This is a genomic window from Shewanella baltica (assembly GCF_900456975.1).
Taxonomy (GTDB): Bacteria; Pseudomonadota; Gammaproteobacteria; order Enterobacterales; family Shewanellaceae; genus Shewanella; species Shewanella baltica.
Genome location: NZ_UGYM01000002.1, coordinates 1948888 through 1969138, shown reverse-complemented (window position 1 = coordinate 1969138; position 20251 = coordinate 1948888). Strand labels below are relative to the sequence as shown.

The window sequence follows — 20251 nt, the reverse complement described above, 5'->3', positions numbered from 1 at the left end:
TTGGGGCCTTGTTGGTGCTTCGTCGTTATAAAATTACCGATTGTCGCTAAGGATTCAACCGTTTTTTCGAGAAAAATGGCTTTTTGGTCAGATTATTTACTGAGTTCAGTGTAAAAATAACAAAAACGCAAAATTTAAGCGGTTAATTTAGGATTTAACCGTATTTTTGGCAGGCTTTTTTGCCAAGATAACTGGCGTGTAATCACAGTTTTCACTTTAAATACTTTACCTTTCCGCGCTATTCTAAGCCCCAAACGATAAATAACGCATATCTGATACAAACAATCACGTTTGCACTATAACCAGAAAGGTAGATGGAGCTATGTTTAACTCACTCATCGCAATGCCAGCAGATCCCATCCTTGGCTTGTTGACTCAGTACCGCGAAGACACCCACCCACAAAAAGTTGATTTAGGTGTGGGCGTTTATAAAGACCCTACAGGCGTGACCCCGATCCTTAGCTGCGTGAAAAAAGCCGAGAAATTCCGTCTCGATACCGAAACCACCAAAGTGTATATCGGTCCAACGGGCTCGCCACAATTCAACACTTTAATGACAGAATTAGCCTTTGGTGCAAATCACAGTGCTATTCTCGCCAATCGTATCCGTACCGTTTCTACACCCGGTGGTACTGGCGCACTGCGCGTGGCAGGAGATTTTATCAAACGCTGCAACCCGAATGCGGTGTTATGGGTAAGCGACCCAACTTGGGCAAACCACATAGGTTTGTTTGAAGCGGCTGGCATTACCGTTAAAACCTATCCGTATTATGACTACGATAGCAAATCATTGAAATTTGATGAGATGCTTGCTGCACTATCGCAAGTGAGTCCAGATGATGTGGTGTTATTCCACGCCTGTTGCCATAACCCTAGCGGAATGGATTTAACTACAGAACAATGGGACAAAGTGGTTGCCCTGACAAAAGAGCAAGGCTTTACCCCACTGATTGACATGGCATACCAAGGCTTTGGTGATGGCGTTGATATTGATGCCTACGGCGTGCGCAAAATGGCGGCAGCGGTCGATAATATGATCCTGTGCAGCTCATGCTCGAAAAACTTCGGTTTGTACCGTGAGCGTATCGGTTCGTGTTCTGTGATTGCCAAAGATGCCAATACCGCCAATGTCGCGCAATCTGTGCTGCTTTATGTGGTTCGCTGCCTTTACTCTATGCCGCCAGCCCACGGTGCCGCGATTGTTGAAACGATTTTAGGATCGGCAGAATTGACCCAAGAATGGCTTGATGAGCTGAAAGTAATGCGCGATCGCATTAACGGCAACCGCGCCATTTTAGTCGATAAACTTAAAGCCAATGGCGTAGACCGTGACTTTAGCTTTATCGCCCGCCAAAAAGGCATGTTCTCCTTCCTCGGGGTGAATCCAGAGCAAGTGGCTCGCCTGCAAAAAGAATTCAGCATTTATATGGTCGGTTCAAGCCGCATCAGTATTGCTGGGATCAGTGAAGATAACGTCGATTACTTAGCCCAATCGATCGCCAAAGTGCTTTAAGCACGACTGAGTTTATCTGCACAGTTCACTCTGCTGTATTGCTACGATTCAGGATGCAGCAGAGTTTATTTACCCCTTACAAGCTTAAAGCTTTGCAATCATGCCACTGCATCAGAGCTAACAAACCTTCCCTTCGGTTCTAAATCCCCAAAACCTTATCAAGCAACGCCAAATCTCACTGTTCAAGCTTTTATTTTCAATGGTAAAAACTACTTTCTCGCGTTTAAAAAACAGTCGTTTAATGCAATAAATCGCAAGTTGTGATCTCGGTCGGCGGATTTCCATTTCATCAATCAGGGCTGCGGCTATTTTCACTTTTTAAAGCCAGAGCCGCCCAGTAGATTAGTTGTCATTATAGAACTTGTGGATATTCCGCCATGCTATTACAAGATAAATTAGTGCAAATCGTCACCAACCCGCAGCTTTCACCTAAGCAAAAATCCAACTATTTAGCGTTGGAGGCAGAGGCGAGCTTGCCCTATATGCCGATATCGACTGAAGTAAAAGCCGCGATGAATGACGGTATTATTTGCGATATGTTTGAAGGCCATGCGCCTTTTAAACCGCGCTATGTGTTGCCAGATTATGCCCGCTATCTAAAGCAAGGTTCAGAATATTTAGAGCTTTCACCGGCGCAGGATTTAGATGAAGCCCTCAATGCTTTAACCATCCTTTATCACCACGTGCCATCGGTGACTAACATTCCAGTGTATCTAGGTCAGCTGGATGAAATATTAATGCCTTTCACCGAGGGAATGGATGCAGAGGCACTTTATCGTAAACTTAAACTGTTCTGGATCATACTCGACAGGACGTTGCCTGACGCCTTTATGCACGTGAATATTGGTCCTACCGATAACCTAGTTTGCCGCACCTTACTGCGCATTGATGCCGAATTAAAACAAGTTGCCCCCAATTTGACCTTTATGTACGACCCAAGCATCACGCCAGATGATTTGTTGCTGCTTGCGACCACCAATATTTGTCAGTGCAGTAAGCCGCATATCGCGAATTACCCACTGCATGCCAGTGCGTTTGATGAGCGCGGGTTTGGTATTGTCAGTTGCTACAATGCCTTGCCGTTAGCGGGCGGCGCCAATACCTTGGTTCGACTCAATCTTAAAGAGGTCGCGTTAAAGGCCGATTCAATCAGTGATTTTTTTGATGCTGTCTTGCCCTATTACAGCTCGCTCACCTTTGAACTTATCGAGGCGCGCTCGGTATTTTTGCATCAAGAGTCACACTTCTTTGACAGCTTCTTAGTTAAAGAACAATTGATTGATGAGTCGCGTTTTGCGCCTATGTTTGGCATTTACGGTATGGCGGAAGCGGTGAATATTCTGCAATCATTAACAGCCAGTGGAGAAGTTAAGCAAACTAAACGAGCTAGCAATGGTCTTGAATATGGCCATGAAATGGATGCAAATCAGCTGGGCTATCGTATTTCTGCAACGCTCGATGCCATAGTGAAATCCACACCCGTCGCGTATGGTTACCATGGGCGAGCACTGCTGCATTCACAGGGCGGCATCAGTATCGATAAAGACGTGACCCCAGGTGTTCGCATTCCCTATGGTACTGAACCTAATCCCATCGCTCACATTCAAGCCTTAGCGCAACATCATCAGTTTTATACGGCGGGGATTAGCGATATTTTGACTATCGATGAAACCGTAAAATCCAATCCGCAAGCCATGTTCCAACTGTGTAAAGCAGCGCTTGAGTTAGGTTTTAGGGAATTTACCGCCAATGTCGCCTCTAACGATTTAATGCGCGTGACCGGCTATATGGTAAAACGCTCGGACATTGAAGCATTTAAGCAATGTGGCTCACGCCTCAATACCACAGGCTTAGCCGCAGAAGCGGCGGTTAATACGGGAATATTACAACGCCAAGCAAGAGTCATCGCCCATGAACACTCCCCTTGTGTATTTGAATAGGCAAGTAATGGTCAGTCAGCTATTGCCCTTTTCCTGCGTCGACGGGCCTGGCAGCAGGCTCGTATTATTCCTGCAGGGCTGCAACTACCAATGCAAAAACTGTCACAACCCACATACCATAGGGTTGTGCGATGCCTGTGGCGATTGTGTCGCTACCTGCCCTGACAATGCGCTGACATTGATAAACCTCAATAACAAGCCTCGTATTCGCTGGGATAGTGAGCGTTGTAGCCAATGCGATACCTGTCTTGCCGTATGCCCGAAACAAGCGAGCCCTAAGGTCACGCATTACACTGTTGAAGAAATACTAGGGATTCTGCACAGTCAGCGTCACTTTATTAATGGTATTACCGTGAGCGGCGGCGAAGCGAGCCTGCAACTACCGTTTATTCTTGCGTTGTTTAAAGGAATTAAGGCGACAGAGTCGTTATCACACTTGAGTTGCATGCTCGACACCAATGGCAGTTTGAATCTAACCGGTTGGCATAAACTGCTGCCGTTTTTAGATGGCGCTATGGTGGATCTTAAAGCGTGGCAGCAAGATACCCATAGATACATTACTGGTCGGGACAACCATGCCGTGTTCAAATCCATTCAGCTATTGGCGCAGCAGCAAAAACTGTATGAGGTGAGATTGCTGCACATTCCGAGTATCACAGATTATGAACAGGAAATAGAAGCGCTGGCGACCTATTTGCTTCAGCTAGGTGCGGATACACGGGTCAAGTTAAATGCCTTTCACCACCATGGCGTTGTCGACGACGCGTTAACGTGGCCAAGCTGCACACAAGCCGATATTGAACGCTTAGCCGCAAAGCTTGCAAAGCGAGGCGTCACCAATCTTATCTTACCCTCTTGCTATATTTAGCGACTGCAAAGCAAAATTTGCTCGTAAAGCCAGCGCAGCGCGGGATCCTTCATGCTTTGTCGATGCCAAACGAGACTGTAAGCCACTTTGCCATATTCTATCGGTAAGGACTTGACGGTTAAGCCTTTAGCTTGGCTGGCAATAGATGCCCAACGGCGCGAGCAGGTGAAAAGCAGTTCACTGTGGTGACACATTAACGCTGCGCTACCAAAGTCAGGGACCGAAATGGGTACGGCGCGTTTTTTAGATTGCTGGGCGAGCAAAATATCAAAAAATGGCGTACTCAAATCTGTGTCCGTAATGCCGATATGGCGATAACTCAGATAATCATCGAAGCTAATCTGCGGCTGTTTAGCCAAGGGATGGGATGAATTCATCAGGCAGACCATTTCATCGCTGAATAAGGTTTCCCACACCAGATCGTCTTGAAGATAATTAGGTTGGCTCAGATCGTGAGGTAACAGCACAAAATCTAACGAGCCTTTGATAAGTCCATCGAAACCGATATTGTCTTTGCCATAAATATCGAGATGGATATTAGGAGCCAAGCTCAGAATATGGGCACTTAATTTGGCGGCCAGCAGTTCAAAGGTGCTTTCGCGCATCGCAAGCGAAAAACGCCCCTCAAAATGGGCTGGATTAAACGCATCTTGACTCATGATCTGATTCATATCATTGATCATTTGCTGCACGCTTGGGCCTAATCGTCTTGCCAAAGGTGTGGCAACCAGTGAGTTGCCGTTACGGTAGAACAGTTCATCGTTCAAACTGTCCCTGAGCTGGCTTAAGGTTTTACTGACGGATGAGGGGCTAAGACATAATCGTTCGGCGCTGGCGGTTACGCTCAGAGTATCGAGCATCACATGCAAAGTGATCAAATGCTTCATACTAATGCGCGAAAGCTTGGCCAAATCCATCTGTAACATCCTATTGGTTTATCTTCTATGCACACTCAAACGCGTACTTTTAAGCATGATAAACAATAGCATCCAACCAACCAAACATATTGCTGAGAATATTCCCCAGTAATGCGCGTCAGCTCACAGGCTTGCTCACTGCTCTCTCTAATTCAAGCCATGTCTAATCCAAGTTATCTTTAATATAAGGTTCTTCCCAAGGTCATCTTGCTTAACGCCAATAATCGATAAATTACAGCCAACAAAAAAGCGAATGCATTTGAGCATTCGCTTTTGGATGTCTAACTTTGGATAGCTAACTTGGAATGGCTAGCAGATGATAAACATTCAATAAGCATAACGTTTATCTGCAGGCAGCAAAGCCTAGGCACTAAGCGCCGCAAGCTAGTGAGTGACTATATAGATAGCTAAGCCTAGCTATGTTTCGCCGCAAACTCGTTCATAAACTTGACCAAGGCAACTATGCCATCGAGTGGCATCGCATTGTAAAGGCTAGCACGCATGCCGCCTACGATACGATGGCCCTTTAAGGCAACGAGTCCAGCTATTTGGGCTTGCTTTAGGAACTCACTATCGAGCGCTTCGTTGACCAATTGGAAAGTCACGTTCATTTGTGAGCGATTCGCTGCAACAACACCATTACGGTAGAAAGCATTACCATCAATGCATTGATACAACATCTGCGCTTTTTGTTGATTAATTTTCGCAATACTCGAAATACCGCCAGTCGATTTCAGCCAAGCAAAGACTTCAGCGGCAAGGTACCAAGCAAAGGTTGGTGGCGTGTTGAACATAGAATCATGCTCGACGGCTAGACGATAGTCCATGATGGACGACTGCGGTAAACTCGGCAGTTTTAACATGTCATCGCGTACTATCACTATCGACAGACCCGATGGACCTATGTTCTTTTGCGCACCGGCGTAAATCAAGCCGTAGCGGCTGACGTCGATTTCACGGGACATGATTGTTGATGATAAATCGGCAACAATCGGCCATGGTGAGTCTAATTCATCAAAAATTTCGATACCATCTACAGTCTCATTTGGACAGTAGTGAACATAGCGATAATCGGCATCGATTTTATGTAAGTCAGGTAAGACAACCGCATTGAGTCCATTGTGTTTTTCAACAATATTCAGACTATCAATCTGTGCTTCACCCGCCAGTTTTTGCGCTTCTGCTAACGCGGCTGATGACCATTGACCACTGACTAAATACAGGGCTTTACCCTGCTCACCGAGAAAATTATTCACGACAGCAGAGAACTGTCCGCGACCACCGCCGTGCATAAATAGCACATGGTAATTTGCAGGGATCTGCATCAGTTCACGTAAATCGGACTCGGCTTGCTCGGTCAGCGCGATGAACTCTTTACTTCGGTGGCTGATTTCCATCACGGAAACGCCTTGGCCATTCCAATCAAGTAATTCCTGTTGTGCTTTTTTCATTACCGCTGCGGGTAACATTGCAGGTCCAGCACAGAAATTATAAATCGCGCTCACTGACACTCTCCTTAATCCCAACCATCATGTATGTATTGATAAAACGAAATCATTCTAAAACGAATAATGCTACCAACAATCAATGCCATTAAAAAAACGAGCGTCCAATTGGACGCTCGTTAATATGGCACTTAATTACTCTTCGTCTTGCTCATCATCAGCAAGCTCGTCTTCATCTTCGTCCAACTCTTCTTCGTCATCCAGCTCTTCATCAAGAGCCTCGTCGGCTAATTCGCCTTCGATAATGACAGGAACAATCGGTAAACCGTTTTCATCCAGCTCGACTTCATCTTCATCACTTTGGATTTCGTCGATACGTTGCAGGCCAACCACTTTCTCGTCGCCCGCAGTGCGGATAATCGTCACACCTTGCGTGTTACGGCCAATGATAGACACGCCGCCCGCTGGTGTACGCACTAAGGTGCCTTTATCACTGATGAGCATAAGTTCGTCGTTAAGACCCACTTGCACTGCGCCAACAACTGCGCCGTTACGCTCACTCACCTTGATAGAAACCACACCTTTAGTCGCACGGCTCTTCGCTGGGTATTCAGACAATTGAGTCCGTTTACCGTAACCGTTTTCAGTTACCGTCAGAATCGCGCCATCGCCTTTGGGTACGATAAGCGACACAACTTTTTGACCTTCTTCTAAACGGATACCACGAACGCCTGTTGCAGTACGGCCCATAGGACGTAAGGACAAGACTTCTTCACCAGTTTCAGGATCGGTTTTCACTTCGCCTGTTTCAGAATCACGGACTTTCTCACCAAAGCGAACAACTTTACCTTCGTTCGAGAACAACATGATTTCGTCATCACCGTTAGTGATATCGACACCGATCAGTTGGTCACCGTCTTTGAGGTTAACGGCGATAATGCCGTTTGCACGTGGGTTGCTATAAGCTGTTAGTGCGGTTTTCTTCACAGTACCGTGTGAGGTCGCCATGATGATGTACTTGTCAGCCGCGTATTCACGTACTGGTAGAATCGCAGTAATGCGCTCGCCATCGGATAAAGGCAGCAAGTTAACAATTGGACGACCACGAGCCGTACGGCTCGCTAGTGGCAATTGATACACTTTGAGCCAGTACATCTTACCAAAGTCAGAGAAGCACAAAATGGTGTCATGGGTATTGGCAACTAACAGTTTTTCAACGAAATCTTCGTCTTTTACTTTAGTTGCCGCTTTACCTTTACCACCACGGCGCTGGGCTTGGTAATCGGTCAATGGTTGATACTTGGCATAACCTAAGTGCGACAGTGTCACGACAACGTCTTCTTCGTTGATCAAGTCTTCAAGACTCATATCGACTTCGTTGGCATTGATCACGGTACGGCGAGCATCACCGTATTCATCAAGGATTTGAACTAACTCTTCCTTGATGACTTCCATCAAACGCTCAGGACTGCGCAGAATAAACAGCAGACCCGCGATAAATTCGAGCAGCTCTTCGTATTCGGCGATGATCTTATCGTGTTCAAGACCGGTTAAACGGTGTAAACGCAGTTCCAGAATCGCCTGAGCTTGTTGCTCAGTCAGGAAATATTGACCGTCACGGATACCGTATTGTGGCTCTAACCACTCAGGACGCGCGGCGTCATCGCCTGCTTTTTCCAGCATGCCTTGAACGTGGCCTAATTCCCAACCTTGCTCAACCAATTTAACTTTGGCATCCGCAGGCGTTGGCGAGGCTTTGATCAGCGCAATAATCGGGTCGATGTTAGCCAGTGCAACCGCCAGCGCTTCCAAAATATGGGCACGCTCACGGGCTTTACGCAGTTCAAATACGGTACGACGCGTCACGACTTCACGGCGATGCAGAATAAAGCATTCGAGCATTTCTTTAAGATTAAACAGTTTAGGCTGACCATTGGTCAGGGCCACCATGTTAATCCCGAAAGAACACTGCATTTGCGTTTGAGCATACAGGTTGTTTAATACCACCTCGCCCACTTCACCGCGCTTAATTTCGATAACGATACGCATACCGTCTTTATCAGACTCGTCGCGTAGACCGCTGATCCCTTCAAGCTTTTTATCTTTGACCAGCTCGGCAATCTTCTCGATTAAACGGGCTTTGTTCACTTGATAAGGGATTTCAGTCACGATAATGCGTTCACGGCCATTATCTTCGGTTTCCACATCCGCCAGTGCACGCATGATCGCGCGGCCACGGCCAGTTTTATAGGCATCAATAATGCCTTTACGGCCATTGATAATTGCCGCAGTTGGGAAATCCGGACCTGGAATGTATTCCATCAGCTGTTCAATAGACAGTGAGGGTTCTTCAATCAGTGCCAAACAGCCTTTCACGACTTCCGTTAGGTTGTGTGGTGGGATGTTGGTCGCCATACCTACCGCAATACCCGATGAGCCGTTAATTAACAGGTTAGGTACGCGTGTAGGTAATACAGCTGGAATGAGTTCTGTGCCGTCGTAGTTAGGGACGAAATCTACTGTCTCTTTTTCAAGATCGGCCAGTAATTGATGCGCTAACTTATCCATACGGATTTCGGTATAACGCATTGCCGCCGCTGAGTCACCGTCGACCGAACCGAAGTTACCTTGGCCATCTACTAAGGTGTAACGCAGTGAGAATGGCTGGGCCATACGGACGATAGTGTCATAAACAGCAGAGTCACCATGAGGGTGATATTTACCGATGACGTCACCGACCACACGGGCAGATTTTTTGTAAGGCTTGTTCCAATCGTTCTTCAATTCACTCATGGCAAACAGAACGCGGCGATGAACCGGCTTTAAGCCGTCGCGCACGTCTGGTAATGCACGTCCCACGATAACGCTCATGGCGTAATCAAGGTACGAATTCTTTAGTTCGTCTTCGATATTAATTGGCGAAATAGATGATGCCAGATCAGTCATAAACTGCTCGTTCCCCTGAAAAATAGCCGACAACGTATAATCCGTATCATTGCCTAGCCCAAAAACGTGATTTGGCATTCTAACACAGTTATTTAATGTCGCCAGACCTATCATTATCGAATTGAGAGTCTGGTGGCTTAATAGATGAAAACACTGTCAATTTGGTCGTTTGAGCGATAAACCAGCGTTGGAATTCGCGGCTTAGGATGAGAAAAAATCGTCAAAGGGATGAAGTAAAAGGTCGATACGGAGCACAACAATTAACATAAAAGCAGAAAACTGCTGAAAATTCACTCAACCACAAGGGCTTAGCTCAGTCGAACACTTTGTTTATCAAACATAGTCGTTATAATAGCCGCACAATACAGCTACTTCAGGTAATAGCATGCATCAGAATACCAATGTGGACCCACAGGAAATCGCAAAGTTTGAACGTATGGCCGAAACGTGGTGGGATCTCAACGGTGAATTTAAGCCGCTGCATCTATTAAACCCGCTGCGCTTAAATTATATCGATCAAACTGCTGGCGGTATTTTCGGTAAGAAAGTGCTCGACGTTGGTTGCGGCGGCGGGATTTTATCTGAAAGCATGGCCCGCATAGGTGCCGAGGTTGATGGTCTTGACATGGGTGATGAGCCCTTAGAAGTCGCGCGCCTGCATGCCCTCGAAACGGGCGTAAGCATTAATTATGTAAAAAATACTGCCGAGACCCACAGCCAAGATCATCAAGCCTATTACGATGTGGTGACCTGTATGGAAATGCTGGAGCATGTGCCCGATCCACAATCGGTGATCAAGGCTTGCTGTGACATGGTCAAACCCGGTGGCTTTGTGTTTTTCTCCACCATCAACCGCAACATTAAATCCTATGTGCACACGATTCTCGGCGCAGAATATTTACTGAAGATGCTGCCGGTTGGCACCCATGAGCATAAAAAATTCATTAAGCCTTCGGAATTGATTGAGCTTGTGGACAATACCGACCTTATCTGTACCGATGCATTAGGCATCAGCTACAACCCGCTGACGGGCATTTTTAAATACACGCCTAAAGTTGATGTCAATTACATGATCGCAACGCGTAAGGTTGATTAATATGAGTCTGGCACAGATCCAAGGCGTACTGTTCGATCTCGACGGCACCTTAGCCGATACCGCGCCGGATCTGGTGCAGGCCCTTAATTTAAGTCTTCAGGACGTCGGCATCGCCGCGCAGCCGTTAGCGGCCATGCGCTACGCCGCATCCCACGGCAGTTTTGCCTTAGTCGATGCGGCGATCCCCAATGCAGCGGATGATCTTCGTACTCAAGTTCAGCAAGGGCTGCTCGCCCACTATCAGCGCATTAATGGCGATCACTGTGCGCTATTCACAGGCATTGCAGCATTACTCGACTGGCTCGAGTTAACGCAGCTGCCGTTTGGGGTGATCACCAACAAGCCAGCCCGCTTTACCCGTCCCTTATTGCGAAAACTGAATTTACACTTACGTATGCCCGTTATCATCAGTGGCGATTCAACCAAACACCCAAAACCCCACACAGCACCTATGTTGTTAGGCGCACAGCAACTGAACTGCGCACCTGAGCACATTTTGTATCTTGGGGATGCCGAGCGGGATTTGTTAGCAGCTAGGGCGGCGGGCATGTTAGGCGGCGTTGCCCTATGGGGTTATCTGGGTGTCAACGACAAGCCATCGCAGTGGCCAGCTCACGCGCACTTTGCCAGCCCAACTGAGTTACATCAGGCATTAGCCGACGCATTCGCCTGAAAACTCGCCCATAAAATGGTTAACAAACTTCACTTTTGCACTCGAAGATAAACCTTTTGCTAAAGTGACTATGCAGACGCACATAAGTGTGTTTGCCTGATTTTTACCTGCGAATAAAATCAGGCTGCGAAAGGTCGGCGGATAAAAGATCGGCACTTGTACGCGATCGCGATCTAAAGAAAAGATCGCCTAAAAATCCCCCATGAGTGCGACACGCTAACCTGAAATTGAGCTTCAAGGTTAGTCGTTACTAACGCGAAAGCTTATCCTCAACTTATCCACAAGATGTCCCCTGAATTCAGACTTGCAAATAGGGGCAAACCTCACTATCTTGTATCCCAGATAATTTAAAACACCATATCTTGTGTATAGGTAGCAATCAGACACACTAGAAGCTCGCCGCTTAATTGACTCGTTTTCAACCAGTCAGCAGTATTTAAGGGACGGTTATTGATTGTTTTACAAGGATACGTACGGTGAACTTGCTCACCTAAATAGATATAAGAACCAAGGCCTATCTCCAAATGAATAGCACTATGACAGTCACAAAACGCTGTGGCGATCGTGAAAATATCGATCTCGAAAAAATACACCGCGTAATTACTTGGGCAGCCAAGGGATTAAAAAACGTTTCTGTTTCTGAAGTTGAGCTTCGCTCGCACCTACAGTTTTTCGATGGCATCCCAACCGAAGCTATCCATGAAACCATTATCAAAGCGGCGGCGGATTTAATTTCTCCAGAATCACCGGACTATCAGTTCCTCGCCGCCCGTTTAGCGGTGTTTCATTTGCGTAAGAAGGCCTTCGGTCAGTTCGAGCCGCCAGCACTGTATACCCACGTGACTAAGTTAGTTGAGCTTGGCAAGTATGACATGCACATTCTGCAGGATTACAGCCGCGAAGAACTCGACGTGATGGATACCTATATCGACCATTGGCGCGATATGGACTTCTCTTACGCTGCGGTAAAACAGCTTGAAGGCAAATATTTAGTTCAAAACCGTGTGACGCACGAAATCTACGAGAGCGCCCAGTTCCTCTACATTTTGGTCGCGGCCTGTTTGTTTGCCCGTTATCCAAAAGAAACGCGCCTGAAATACGTTAAAGATTTCTATGACGCGGTATCGACCTTTAAGATTTCGCTACCAACGCCAATCATGGCCGGTGTGCGCACGCCAACGCGTCAGTTCAGCTCTTGCGTACTGATCGAATGTGGTGACAGCTTAGATTCAATCAATGCGACTGCTTCTTCTATCGTGAAATACGTTAGCCAACGTGCGGGTATCGGTATTAACGCCGGTCGTATTCGTGCTTTAGGTAGCCCAATCCGTGGTGGTGAAGCCTTCCACACAGGTTGTTTACCTTTCTATAAGTATTTCCAAACCGCAGTGAAGTCTTGTTCTCAAGGCGGCGTGCGTGGCGGTGCTGCGACCCTGTTCTACCCTATTTGGCACTTAGAAGTCGAATCTCTGCTGGTATTGAAAAATAACCGCGGCGTCGAAGACAACCGTATCCGTCATTTAGACTACGGTGTGCAGCTGAACAAAGTCATGTATCAACGTCTGATCAAAGGCGAAAACATCAGCCTGTTTAGCCCATCTGACGTACCAGGCTTGTATGATGCTTTCTTTGAAGATCAAAACGAATTCGAACGTTTATATGTGCAATATGAGCAAGACAGCAGCATTCGTAAGAAAACCATAAAGGCAGTTGAGCTGTTTTCACTGATGATGCAAGAGCGCGCCTCAACTGGCCGTATCTACATTCAAAACGTGGATCACTGCAACACTCACAGCCCGTTCGATTCAAAAGTCGCACCGATCAGACAGTCTAACCTGTGTCTTGAAATCGCCCTGCCGACTAAACCATTGAACAACATCGATGATCCAGAAGGTGAAATCGCGCTTTGTACGCTGTCAGCACTTAACTTAGGTTCGATCAAAGAATTATCTGATATTGAGCCATTAGCCGACCTCGCCGTACGTGCACTGGATAACCTGTTGGATTATCAAGATTACCCCATCAAGGCCGCGCAAATTGCCTCGATGAATCGCCGTACTTTAGGCATAGGCGTGATTAACTTTGCTAACTACTTAGCAAAAAATGGCATGAAGTATTCCGATGGCAGCGCGAACGAGCTTACCCACAGAACCTTCGAAGCGATTCAGTTCTATTTACTGAAAGCCTCAATGAACTTGGCCAAAGAGCAAGGTGCGTGTCCGTTATTCCACGAGACCACTTACTCTCAAGGTATTTTGCCAATCGATACCTACAAACGTGACCTAGATAAAATTTGTGCTGAACCATTGCACTTAGACTGGGAATCACTGCGTAGCGATATCAAGCAATATGGCCTACGTAACTCAACGCTGTCGGCATTAATGCCTTCAGAAACCTCGTCGCAAATCTCCAATGCGACCAATGGTATTGAGCCACCACGTGGTCTTATCAGCGTGAAATCGAGCAAAGACGGTCAGTTGAAGCAAGTCGTGCCAGATTTCGATACGCTGAAAGATAGCTATGAATTACTGTGGAAAATGCCAAGCAACGACGGTTACTTACAGCTAGTGGGTATCATGCAGAAGTTCGTTGACCAAGCGATTTCAGCCAACACTAACTACGATCCTTCACGTTTTGAAGGCCGTAAAGTACCGATGCAAACCCTGCTGAAAGATTTGCTCAATGCTTACAAGTTAGGTGTGAAAACGCTTTACTACCATAACACTCGCGATGGTGCGTCGGATTCACACGATGACATCACCAATTTAGAGAAAGAAGACGATGGTTGCGCCGGCGGCGCGTGTAAAATCTAGTCTTTAACGTTAACGCGGCTCTTACAAATAAAAAGTATAGGGATCCCGATTGAGTGGATCCCTATCCATTGGAAAATAGCACCATGGCCTACTCTACCTTCTGTCAAACACCCAACGATGCCACCCGTGAACCTATGTTTTTAGGTCAATCGGTCAACGTGGCTCGTTACGATCAACAAAAATATGAAGTGTTCGAAAAACTGATAGAAAAGCAGTTATCTTTCTTTTGGCGCCCGGAAGAAGTAGACGTCAGTCGCGATAAAATTGACTACGGTGCATTGCCCGATCATGAAAAACACATCTTTATTTCTAACCTGAAATACCAAACCTTACTCGACTCGATTCAAGGTCGCTCACCCAATGTGGCCTTTTTACCACTGGTGTCGCTGCCTGAACTAGAGACTTGGATTGAGACTTGGTCTTTCTCTGAGACGATTCACTCGCGCTCATACACCCATATTATTCGCAATATCGTTAACGATCCTTCAGTGATCTTCGACGATATCGTCGTGAACAAAGAAATATTAAGCCGTGCGACAGATATCGCCGCTTACTACGATCACTTGATCCAACTGACTCAAGTGTTCCATTTACTCGGCGCGGGTACCCATGTTATCGATGGCAAAGAAGTCATAGTCAACACTCGTACCCTGAAAAAAGCCTTGTACCTGTGCATGATGTCAGTCAACGCCCTAGAAGCGATTCGTTTCTATGTTAGCTTTGCCTGCTCATTTGCCTTTGCTGAACGTAAGCTAATGGAAGGTAACGCGAAAATCATTCGCCTGATTGCCCGTGATGAAGCACTGCACTTAAACAGCACTCAGCATATTTTAAGCATCATGCAAGGCGGTAAAGACGATCCAGAAATGGGTGAAATTGCTGCAGAATGCCAACAGGAAGCCTTCGATTTATTCTTCAAGGCCGCAGAGCAAGAGAAAGAATGGGCAAAATACCTGTTCAAAGACGGCTCTATGATAGGTTTGAATGAACAGATCCTCTGCCAATACGTTGAGTTTATTACGAACCAACGGATGAAGTCGGTGAACCTGCCGCAACCTTATCCTGAAATAACCAATCCATTACCTTGGATGAAAAACTGGTTAGAAAGCGATGCAGTGCAAGTCGCGCCTCAGGAAGTGGAAGTGTCTTCATACCTTGTCGGTCAAATTGACTCAGCGGTTGATGGCGATGAATTCCTCGACTTCGATCTCTAAGACGCTCAAAAGTGACGTTAAAAATGGCATTACAACAGTGACATCGAAAAAACGGCCACAAAACCTGTTTGCGAAGGCGCCAATCGTGCGCCTTCAAGGTCAACCTGTGTTGCTCTTTACCGAGCAACAAGGCACCTTGTTGCAAGCGCTCGAAGCAAAAAAAGTTAAAATCTTCTCAGAATGTCGCAACGGATTCTGCGGTGCCTGCAAAACACGGGTCATCAGCGGAAAAGTCAGCTACTTAAACGAGCCCTTAGCCGAACTTAAACATGATGAATGTTTACCCTGCTGCTGTGTGCCTACCGAAGATTTAGAGCTGGACTTGTCACCTGAAGGTGCGGCCGTAGTCACATATGCGTGTCAACCTCGTCAGAGCAAAGTCAGTTTGGCTAAGTCAAAGCAAACACAGCATGAAGCAAGCACCACGCACACGTTAAAACAAGAAGTGTTTGAAGACTAACAGCGCCAAGATTAGACTTCTCTATAAGCTGCTTTAAATGATCCACTCTGAATAAACAACTTTCACTTTTTCAGTAAGCGGCGTTAAAACAAGCATTACCTGTTAAACACAAAGTCCCTTTCAATACTGCCTTAATCAATCCGCGCCAATTAGCGACCAAACGCATTAAACCCCACACTTCTCACTATTTTCAATGCATTCCCGCGGAAAACCAAAACAAAAAAGCCTGAACACAGGTTCAGGCTTTCAGGCTTTCAGGCTCTAAAACTTAACGCCTAAAGCTTATCGCAGAAGACTTATCGAGTTTCTATAAACGCATTGCCAGCTCAGCGCCTTGGCGAATTGCACGCTTAGCATCAAGCTCTGCTGCGACATCCACGCCGCCAATCAGATGCACAGTCAAGCCCGTCGCTTTCATCTCATCCACTAAAGTGCGATTCGATTCTTGTCCAGCGCAAAGCACAACATTATCAACGGCCAGCACTTCAGCGGTTTCGCCCACGCGAATATGCAGTCCCGCATCATCAAACTTATCGTAACTCACGCCTGTTTTCATCTTCACATCATGTTGCTTAAGCACAAGACGGTGGATCCAGCCAGTGGTTTTACCTAAGCCTTTGCCCATCTTCGACGTTTTACGTTGCAGTAAAAACACCTTACGATGATCGGTATTGTCGGATTGAGGTTCTGTCAGGCCGCCCGCATGTTGGTAAGTTTTATCTATGCCCCACTGTTGTAGCCATTTATCGGCGTTCAGCGTGCTAGATTGGCGCTCACACAAAAAGTGCGCCATATCGAACCCTATGCCGCCAGCACCAATCAAGGCGACTGTATTACCGACAGTCACTTCACCCGAGAGCACTTTTTGATAATCGACCACGCGTGGGTCGTCAAAGCCGGGTAAGACTAAATCACGCGGCACAACGCCTGACGCTATCACCACTTCATCAAACTTTTCGGTTGCCAACACGCTGGCATCGAGGCGAGTGTTTAATCTCAGCTCCACCTTATGCAACTTAATTTGATTGATGAAATAACGGATAGTCTCGTTAAACTCTTCTTTCCCAGGGATTTTACGGGCGAGATTAAACTGACCACCTACCTCGGATTTCGCTTCAAACAAGACAACGTGATGGCCACGCATGGCGGCATAGACAGAGAACGCCATGCCCGCAGGACCTGCGCCCATCACCGCAATACGCTTTTTATTTGCTGTGGGTAAGAAGTTGATTTCAGTCTCATAACAGGCACGAGGATTCACTAAGCAGGTAGCGCGCTTAAGGGAGAAAGTATGATCAAGACACGCTTGGTTACAGCCAATGCAGGTGTTGATCAGCTCTGGCGTGTTCGCTGCGGCTTTATTGACAAACTCAGGATCAGCAAGGAAAGGCCGCGCCATCGACACCATGTCAGCTTGACCTGAGGCAATGATCTGCTCGCCAATCTCAGGGGTGTTAATGCGGTTAGTCGCAATTAAGGGCACAGAAACTGATTGTTTGAGCTTTTCAGTCACCCACGCAAAGGCGCCGCGGGGCACACTTGTCGCAATGGTCGGTACGCGCGCTTCATGCCAACCAATGCCGGTATTCAAAATAGACACGCCAGCTTGCTCTAACCACTGGGCGAGCTGCACCACTTCATCCCAAGTCGAGCCGTTATCCACTAGATCGAGCATAGATAAACGGAAGATAATGATGAAGTCTTTTCCGACCTTTGCCCGTATCGCGTTAACAATCTCAATTGGGAATTGCGCCCGCTTTTCAAACGCGCCGCCCCATTCGTCGGTGCGGGTGTTGGTGCGCGCACTGACAAACTGATTGATCAAATAACCTTCAGAGCCCATGACCTCAACGCCATCGTAACCGGCTTTCTTAGCTAGGGCGGCTGAGCTGGCATAATCCTTAATGGTCGAGCGCACTTGGCGACTAGACATAGCAGACGGTGTAAAAGGTGTAATCGGTGATTTAATCTTGCTCGGTGCTTGGGAAAAAGGATGATAACCGTAGCGGCCCGCATGCAAAATTTGCATACAGATCTTACCGCCCGCCTCATGCACAGCCTGCGTGACCACGCGATGCTTACTGACTTGCCAAGGAAAACTCAGCTGACAGGCATGCGGCGTAAGGCGGCCACGAAGATTGGGAGAAATACCGCCCGTCACAATCAAACCCACACCGCCCAGAGCGCGTTCTTTGTAGAACGCTGCCAGTTTCTCAAATCCGCCCTTTTCTTCTTCCAAACCTGTGTGCATTGAGCCCATAAGCACGCGGTTTTTGAGCTGGGTAAATCCCAGATCTAAGGGTTCTAATAAATGGGGAAACGACATTCAAACATCCTTTTAAAACAAGTGATTTAAATCAGCATACCTTGAGTCAAATCTAAGCTCAACCGTTGGATCGAGGCCATCAGTCAAAATCCTTTACAATTGTGTTTAGCCTGTAGCGCCATTTTCAGTTAGCATTGGCAGATTGGACTTATAAAGGAGTGGCAGATGTCCGCTAACCCATCGTTTTTCAAGAGAATATGTTTGTTTATTTGGCACACCCTCAACGGGACGCGTAAACTGATCCTCAATCTGATCTTTTTTGGCATCTTAGCCGCCATTATCATCTCCATTGGCAGCAGCGAAGATATCCAAGTAGAAGACAACTCGGCGCTGGTGCTTAATCTGGCCGGCTCGATTGTCGATCAGAAACAACAGGTTGATCCCTTAGAAGCCGCATTCAAGCAAGGCCAAAATGCCAACGCCGATGGGGAAATCCTGCTAGCCGATGTGCTGTATGTAATTGACAATGCCGCGCAAGATCAAAGGATTAGTACCCTAGTACTTGATCTAGCCGATTTGAAACGTGCCGGGATCAGCAAGCTGCAATCTATCGGAGATGCACTTAACCGCTTTAAAGAAAGCGGCAAAAAAGTGGTCGCCATCGGCAATTACTACGAGCAAAATCAATATTTCCTCGCCAGCTTTGCCGACACCATTTACCTTAATCCCCAAGGCGGCGTGTCGCTTGATGGCCTGAGTATGTACAACCAGTACTTCAAATCGGCCTTAGATAAACTCAAAGTTAAAGCGCATATTTTCCGCGTAGGGACTTTTAAATCTGCGGTTGAACCCTACATGCGTGACGATATGTCCGACGCCGCTCGCGAAGCCAGCAGTGCGCTTTTAGCGGATGTATGGCAAAGCTACACCCAGACTGTCGCAGGCAATCGCAATATTGAGCCTAACTCACTGGTACCCGATGCAACCACTTATTTGGCCGAGCTCGATAAAGCCAATGGTGACTCTGCGGCAATGGCCATCAACATGAAATGGGTTGATAGCTTAGCGACCACGGAAGATTTTCGTCAAACAATGCTAGAGACCGTGGGCAAAGCCAGCAGCGGTGACAGTTTCAAGCAAGTGAGTTTTTATGATTATTTAACCTTAGTGACGCCATTGCCAAGCTTTGTTGAGCAAGACAGTGTCGGCATTATTGTCGCAAGCGGTACGATTCTGAACGGCACTCAACCTGCGGGCCAAATTGGCGGCGAAAGCACTGCCGAACTGCTACGTAAGGCACGTTTCGATAAACACGTTAAAGCCTTAGTGCTGCGCGTCGATAGCCCTGGCGGTAGCGCCTTTGCCTCGGAGCAAATTCGTCAAGAATTACTGGCACTTAAAGCAGCGGGCAAACCTGTTGTCGTCAGTATGGGCAGTTTGGCCGCATCGGGTGGTTATTGGATTTCGGCCAGTGCCGACTACATCTTCGCAACGCCAACCACGCTCACGGGCTCAATTGGGATCTTCGGCATGATCACCACCTTCGAAGATTCTCTGGCCAGTATAGGCGTGCATACCGATGGCGTATCAACGTCGGAATGGGCGGGATTGTCTGTGACACGCACGCTGTCACCGCAAGTTGAAGCGATTATCCAACGTCATATTGAACGTGGCTATTTAGACTTTATCTCGCTGGTCGCCAAAGAACGAAAGATGACCATAGAACAAGTCGATAAGATTGCCCAAGGCCGTGTTTGGAGCGGTAAAAAAGCCCTTGAGCTTGGCTTAGTCGATGAACTAGGTGATTTAGATGAGGCGATAGCTAAAGCCGCTAAACTCGCGGATATGACACTATTTGACACCCGCGTTATCGAACAAGAGCTGACACCCGAGCAACGCTTTATGCAACAGATGTTTGCCTCAGTATCGAGCTACCTGCCCGCCTCACTGAGCCAATCATCGATGTTAGAGCAAATGCTAGCGCAATTGACCAGCAGCTTGAAAACGTTAACCTCTTTTGATGATCCAAATAACGTCTACATCTACTGCGATACTTGCAACATGATGAACTAAAGCTGCCAGCGTCTAGGTTGCAGCTCG

Annotated in this window: 13 protein-coding genes; 9 read left to right on the top strand and 4 right to left on the bottom strand. The window is 47.0% G+C overall.

All coding sequences use genetic code 11. The features are described 5' to 3' along the window. Positions 1–322 precede the first annotated feature (322 nt). The 3 genes from DYH48_RS08825 to DYH48_RS08815 all read left to right on the top strand — a co-directional run bounded on the left by DYH48_RS08825 (position 323) and on the right by DYH48_RS08815 (position 4321). Positions 323–1513: an amino acid aminotransferase gene (locus DYH48_RS08825; RefSeq protein WP_115334547.1), complete on the top strand. Its 1191-nt coding sequence runs from the start codon at positions 323–325 to the stop codon at positions 1511–1513. A gap of 377 nt (positions 1514–1890) precedes the next feature. Continuing rightward, complete coding sequence (locus DYH48_RS08820; RefSeq protein WP_115334546.1) at positions 1891–3453, top strand: YjjI family glycine radical enzyme; 1563 nt, start codon at positions 1891–1893, stop codon at positions 3451–3453. Continuing rightward, positions 3425–4321, top strand: coding sequence for a YjjW family glycine radical enzyme activase (locus DYH48_RS08815; protein WP_172481167.1), 897 nt, complete (start codon positions 3425–3427; stop codon positions 4319–4321). Before DYH48_RS08820 ends, DYH48_RS08815 begins: the two co-directional genes overlap by 29 nt. On the opposite strand, the gene DYH48_RS08810 is transcribed toward DYH48_RS08815, so the two are convergent. The 3 genes from DYH48_RS08810 to gyrA all read right to left on the bottom strand — a co-directional run bounded on the left by DYH48_RS08810 (position 4318) and on the right by gyrA (position 9629). After that, positions 4318–5238 carry a LysR family transcriptional regulator gene (locus tag DYH48_RS08810; protein WP_115334544.1) on the bottom strand — a complete coding sequence of 307 codons (921 nt, stop codon included), beginning with the start codon at positions 5236–5238 and terminating at the stop codon, positions 4318–4320. The two genes, DYH48_RS08815 and DYH48_RS08810, sit on opposite strands and share 4 nt — an antisense overlap. Before the next feature lie 413 nt (positions 5239–5651). Then, positions 5652–6743: a 3-phosphoserine/phosphohydroxythreonine transaminase gene (gene serC, locus DYH48_RS08805; protein WP_011846769.1), complete on the bottom strand. Its 1092-nt coding sequence runs from the start codon at positions 6741–6743 to the stop codon at positions 5652–5654. 135 nt (positions 6744–6878) lie between these two features. Next, positions 6879–9629 (bottom strand): DNA gyrase subunit A, encoded by a 2751-nt coding sequence (gene gyrA, locus DYH48_RS08800; protein WP_006086767.1) that lies wholly within the window; start codon positions 9627–9629, stop codon positions 6879–6881. Positions 9630–10014: 385 nt separating this feature from the next. Here gyrA and ubiG point away from each other — a divergent pair, with 385 nt between their 5' ends. The 5 genes from ubiG (at position 10015) to yfaE (ending at position 15885) form a co-directional block, all read left to right on the top strand. Continuing rightward, positions 10015–10725 carry a bifunctional 2-polyprenyl-6-hydroxyphenol methylase/3-demethylubiquinol 3-O-methyltransferase UbiG gene (gene ubiG, locus DYH48_RS08795; protein WP_006086768.1) on the top strand — a complete coding sequence of 237 codons (711 nt, stop codon included), beginning with the start codon at positions 10015–10017 and terminating at the stop codon, positions 10723–10725. Position 10726: 1 nt separating this feature from the next. After that, complete coding sequence (locus DYH48_RS08790; protein ID WP_115334543.1) at positions 10727–11398, top strand: HAD family hydrolase; 672 nt, start codon at positions 10727–10729, stop codon at positions 11396–11398. Positions 11399–11922: 524 nt separating this feature from the next. After that, positions 11923–14211 carry a class 1a ribonucleoside-diphosphate reductase subunit alpha gene (nrdA, locus tag DYH48_RS08785; RefSeq protein ID WP_006086770.1) on the top strand — a complete coding sequence of 763 codons (2289 nt, stop codon included), beginning with the start codon at positions 11923–11925 and terminating at the stop codon, positions 14209–14211. 83 nt (positions 14212–14294) lie between these two features. After that, the gene (nrdB, locus tag DYH48_RS08780) at positions 14295–15425 is read left to right on the top strand and encodes a class Ia ribonucleoside-diphosphate reductase subunit beta (protein ID WP_006081731.1); all 1131 of its coding nucleotides are present in this window, start codon (positions 14295–14297) and stop codon (positions 15423–15425) included. 37 nt (positions 15426–15462) lie between these two features. Further along, positions 15463–15885 (top strand): class I ribonucleotide reductase maintenance protein YfaE, encoded by a 423-nt coding sequence (yfaE, locus tag DYH48_RS08775; RefSeq protein ID WP_014358007.1) that lies wholly within the window; start codon positions 15463–15465, stop codon positions 15883–15885. Between the two features lie 307 nt (positions 15886–16192). On the opposite strand, the gene DYH48_RS08770 is transcribed toward yfaE, so the two are convergent. Then, positions 16193–18211: an NADPH-dependent 2,4-dienoyl-CoA reductase gene (locus DYH48_RS08770; protein WP_115334542.1), complete on the bottom strand. Its 2019-nt coding sequence runs from the start codon at positions 18209–18211 to the stop codon at positions 16193–16195. Positions 18212–18376: 165 nt separating this feature from the next. On the opposite strand from DYH48_RS08770, the gene sppA reads away from it, so the two are divergent. Then, positions 18377–20224, top strand: coding sequence for a signal peptide peptidase SppA (gene sppA / locus DYH48_RS08765; protein WP_115334541.1), 1848 nt, complete (start codon positions 18377–18379; stop codon positions 20222–20224). The last annotated feature ends 27 nt before the right edge of the window (positions 20225–20251 follow it).

Bases quoted from the DNA above. Each gene is read 5' to 3' on its own strand.
- DYH48_RS08820 (WP_115334546.1), top strand. From the start codon at position 1,891: ATGCTATTACAAGATAAATTAGTGCAAATCGTCACCAACCCGCAGCTT.
- DYH48_RS08810 (WP_115334544.1), bottom strand. From the start codon at position 5,238: ATGGATTTGGCCAAGCTTTCGCGCATTAGTATGAAGCATTTGATCACT.
- DYH48_RS08790 (WP_115334543.1), top strand. From the start codon at position 10,727: ATGAGTCTGGCACAGATCCAAGGCGTACTGTTCGATCTCGACGGCACC.
- nrdA (WP_006086770.1), top strand. From the start codon at position 11,923: ATGAATAGCACTATGACAGTCACAAAACGCTGTGGCGATCGTGAAAAT.
- DYH48_RS08815 (WP_172481167.1), top strand. From the start codon at position 3,425: ATGAACACTCCCCTTGTGTATTTGAATAGGCAAGTAATGGTCAGTCAG.
- sppA (WP_115334541.1), top strand. From the start codon at position 18,377: ATGTCCGCTAACCCATCGTTTTTCAAGAGAATATGTTTGTTTATTTGG.
- ubiG (WP_006086768.1), top strand. From the start codon at position 10,015: ATGCATCAGAATACCAATGTGGACCCACAGGAAATCGCAAAGTTTGAA.
- DYH48_RS08770 (WP_115334542.1), bottom strand. From the start codon at position 18,211: ATGTCGTTTCCCCATTTATTAGAACCCTTAGATCTGGGATTTACCCAG.
- DYH48_RS08825 (WP_115334547.1), top strand. From the start codon at position 323: ATGTTTAACTCACTCATCGCAATGCCAGCAGATCCCATCCTTGGCTTG.
- nrdB (WP_006081731.1), top strand. From the start codon at position 14,295: ATGGCCTACTCTACCTTCTGTCAAACACCCAACGATGCCACCCGTGAA.
- gyrA (WP_006086767.1), bottom strand. From the start codon at position 9,629: ATGACTGATCTGGCATCATCTATTTCGCCAATTAATATCGAAGACGAA.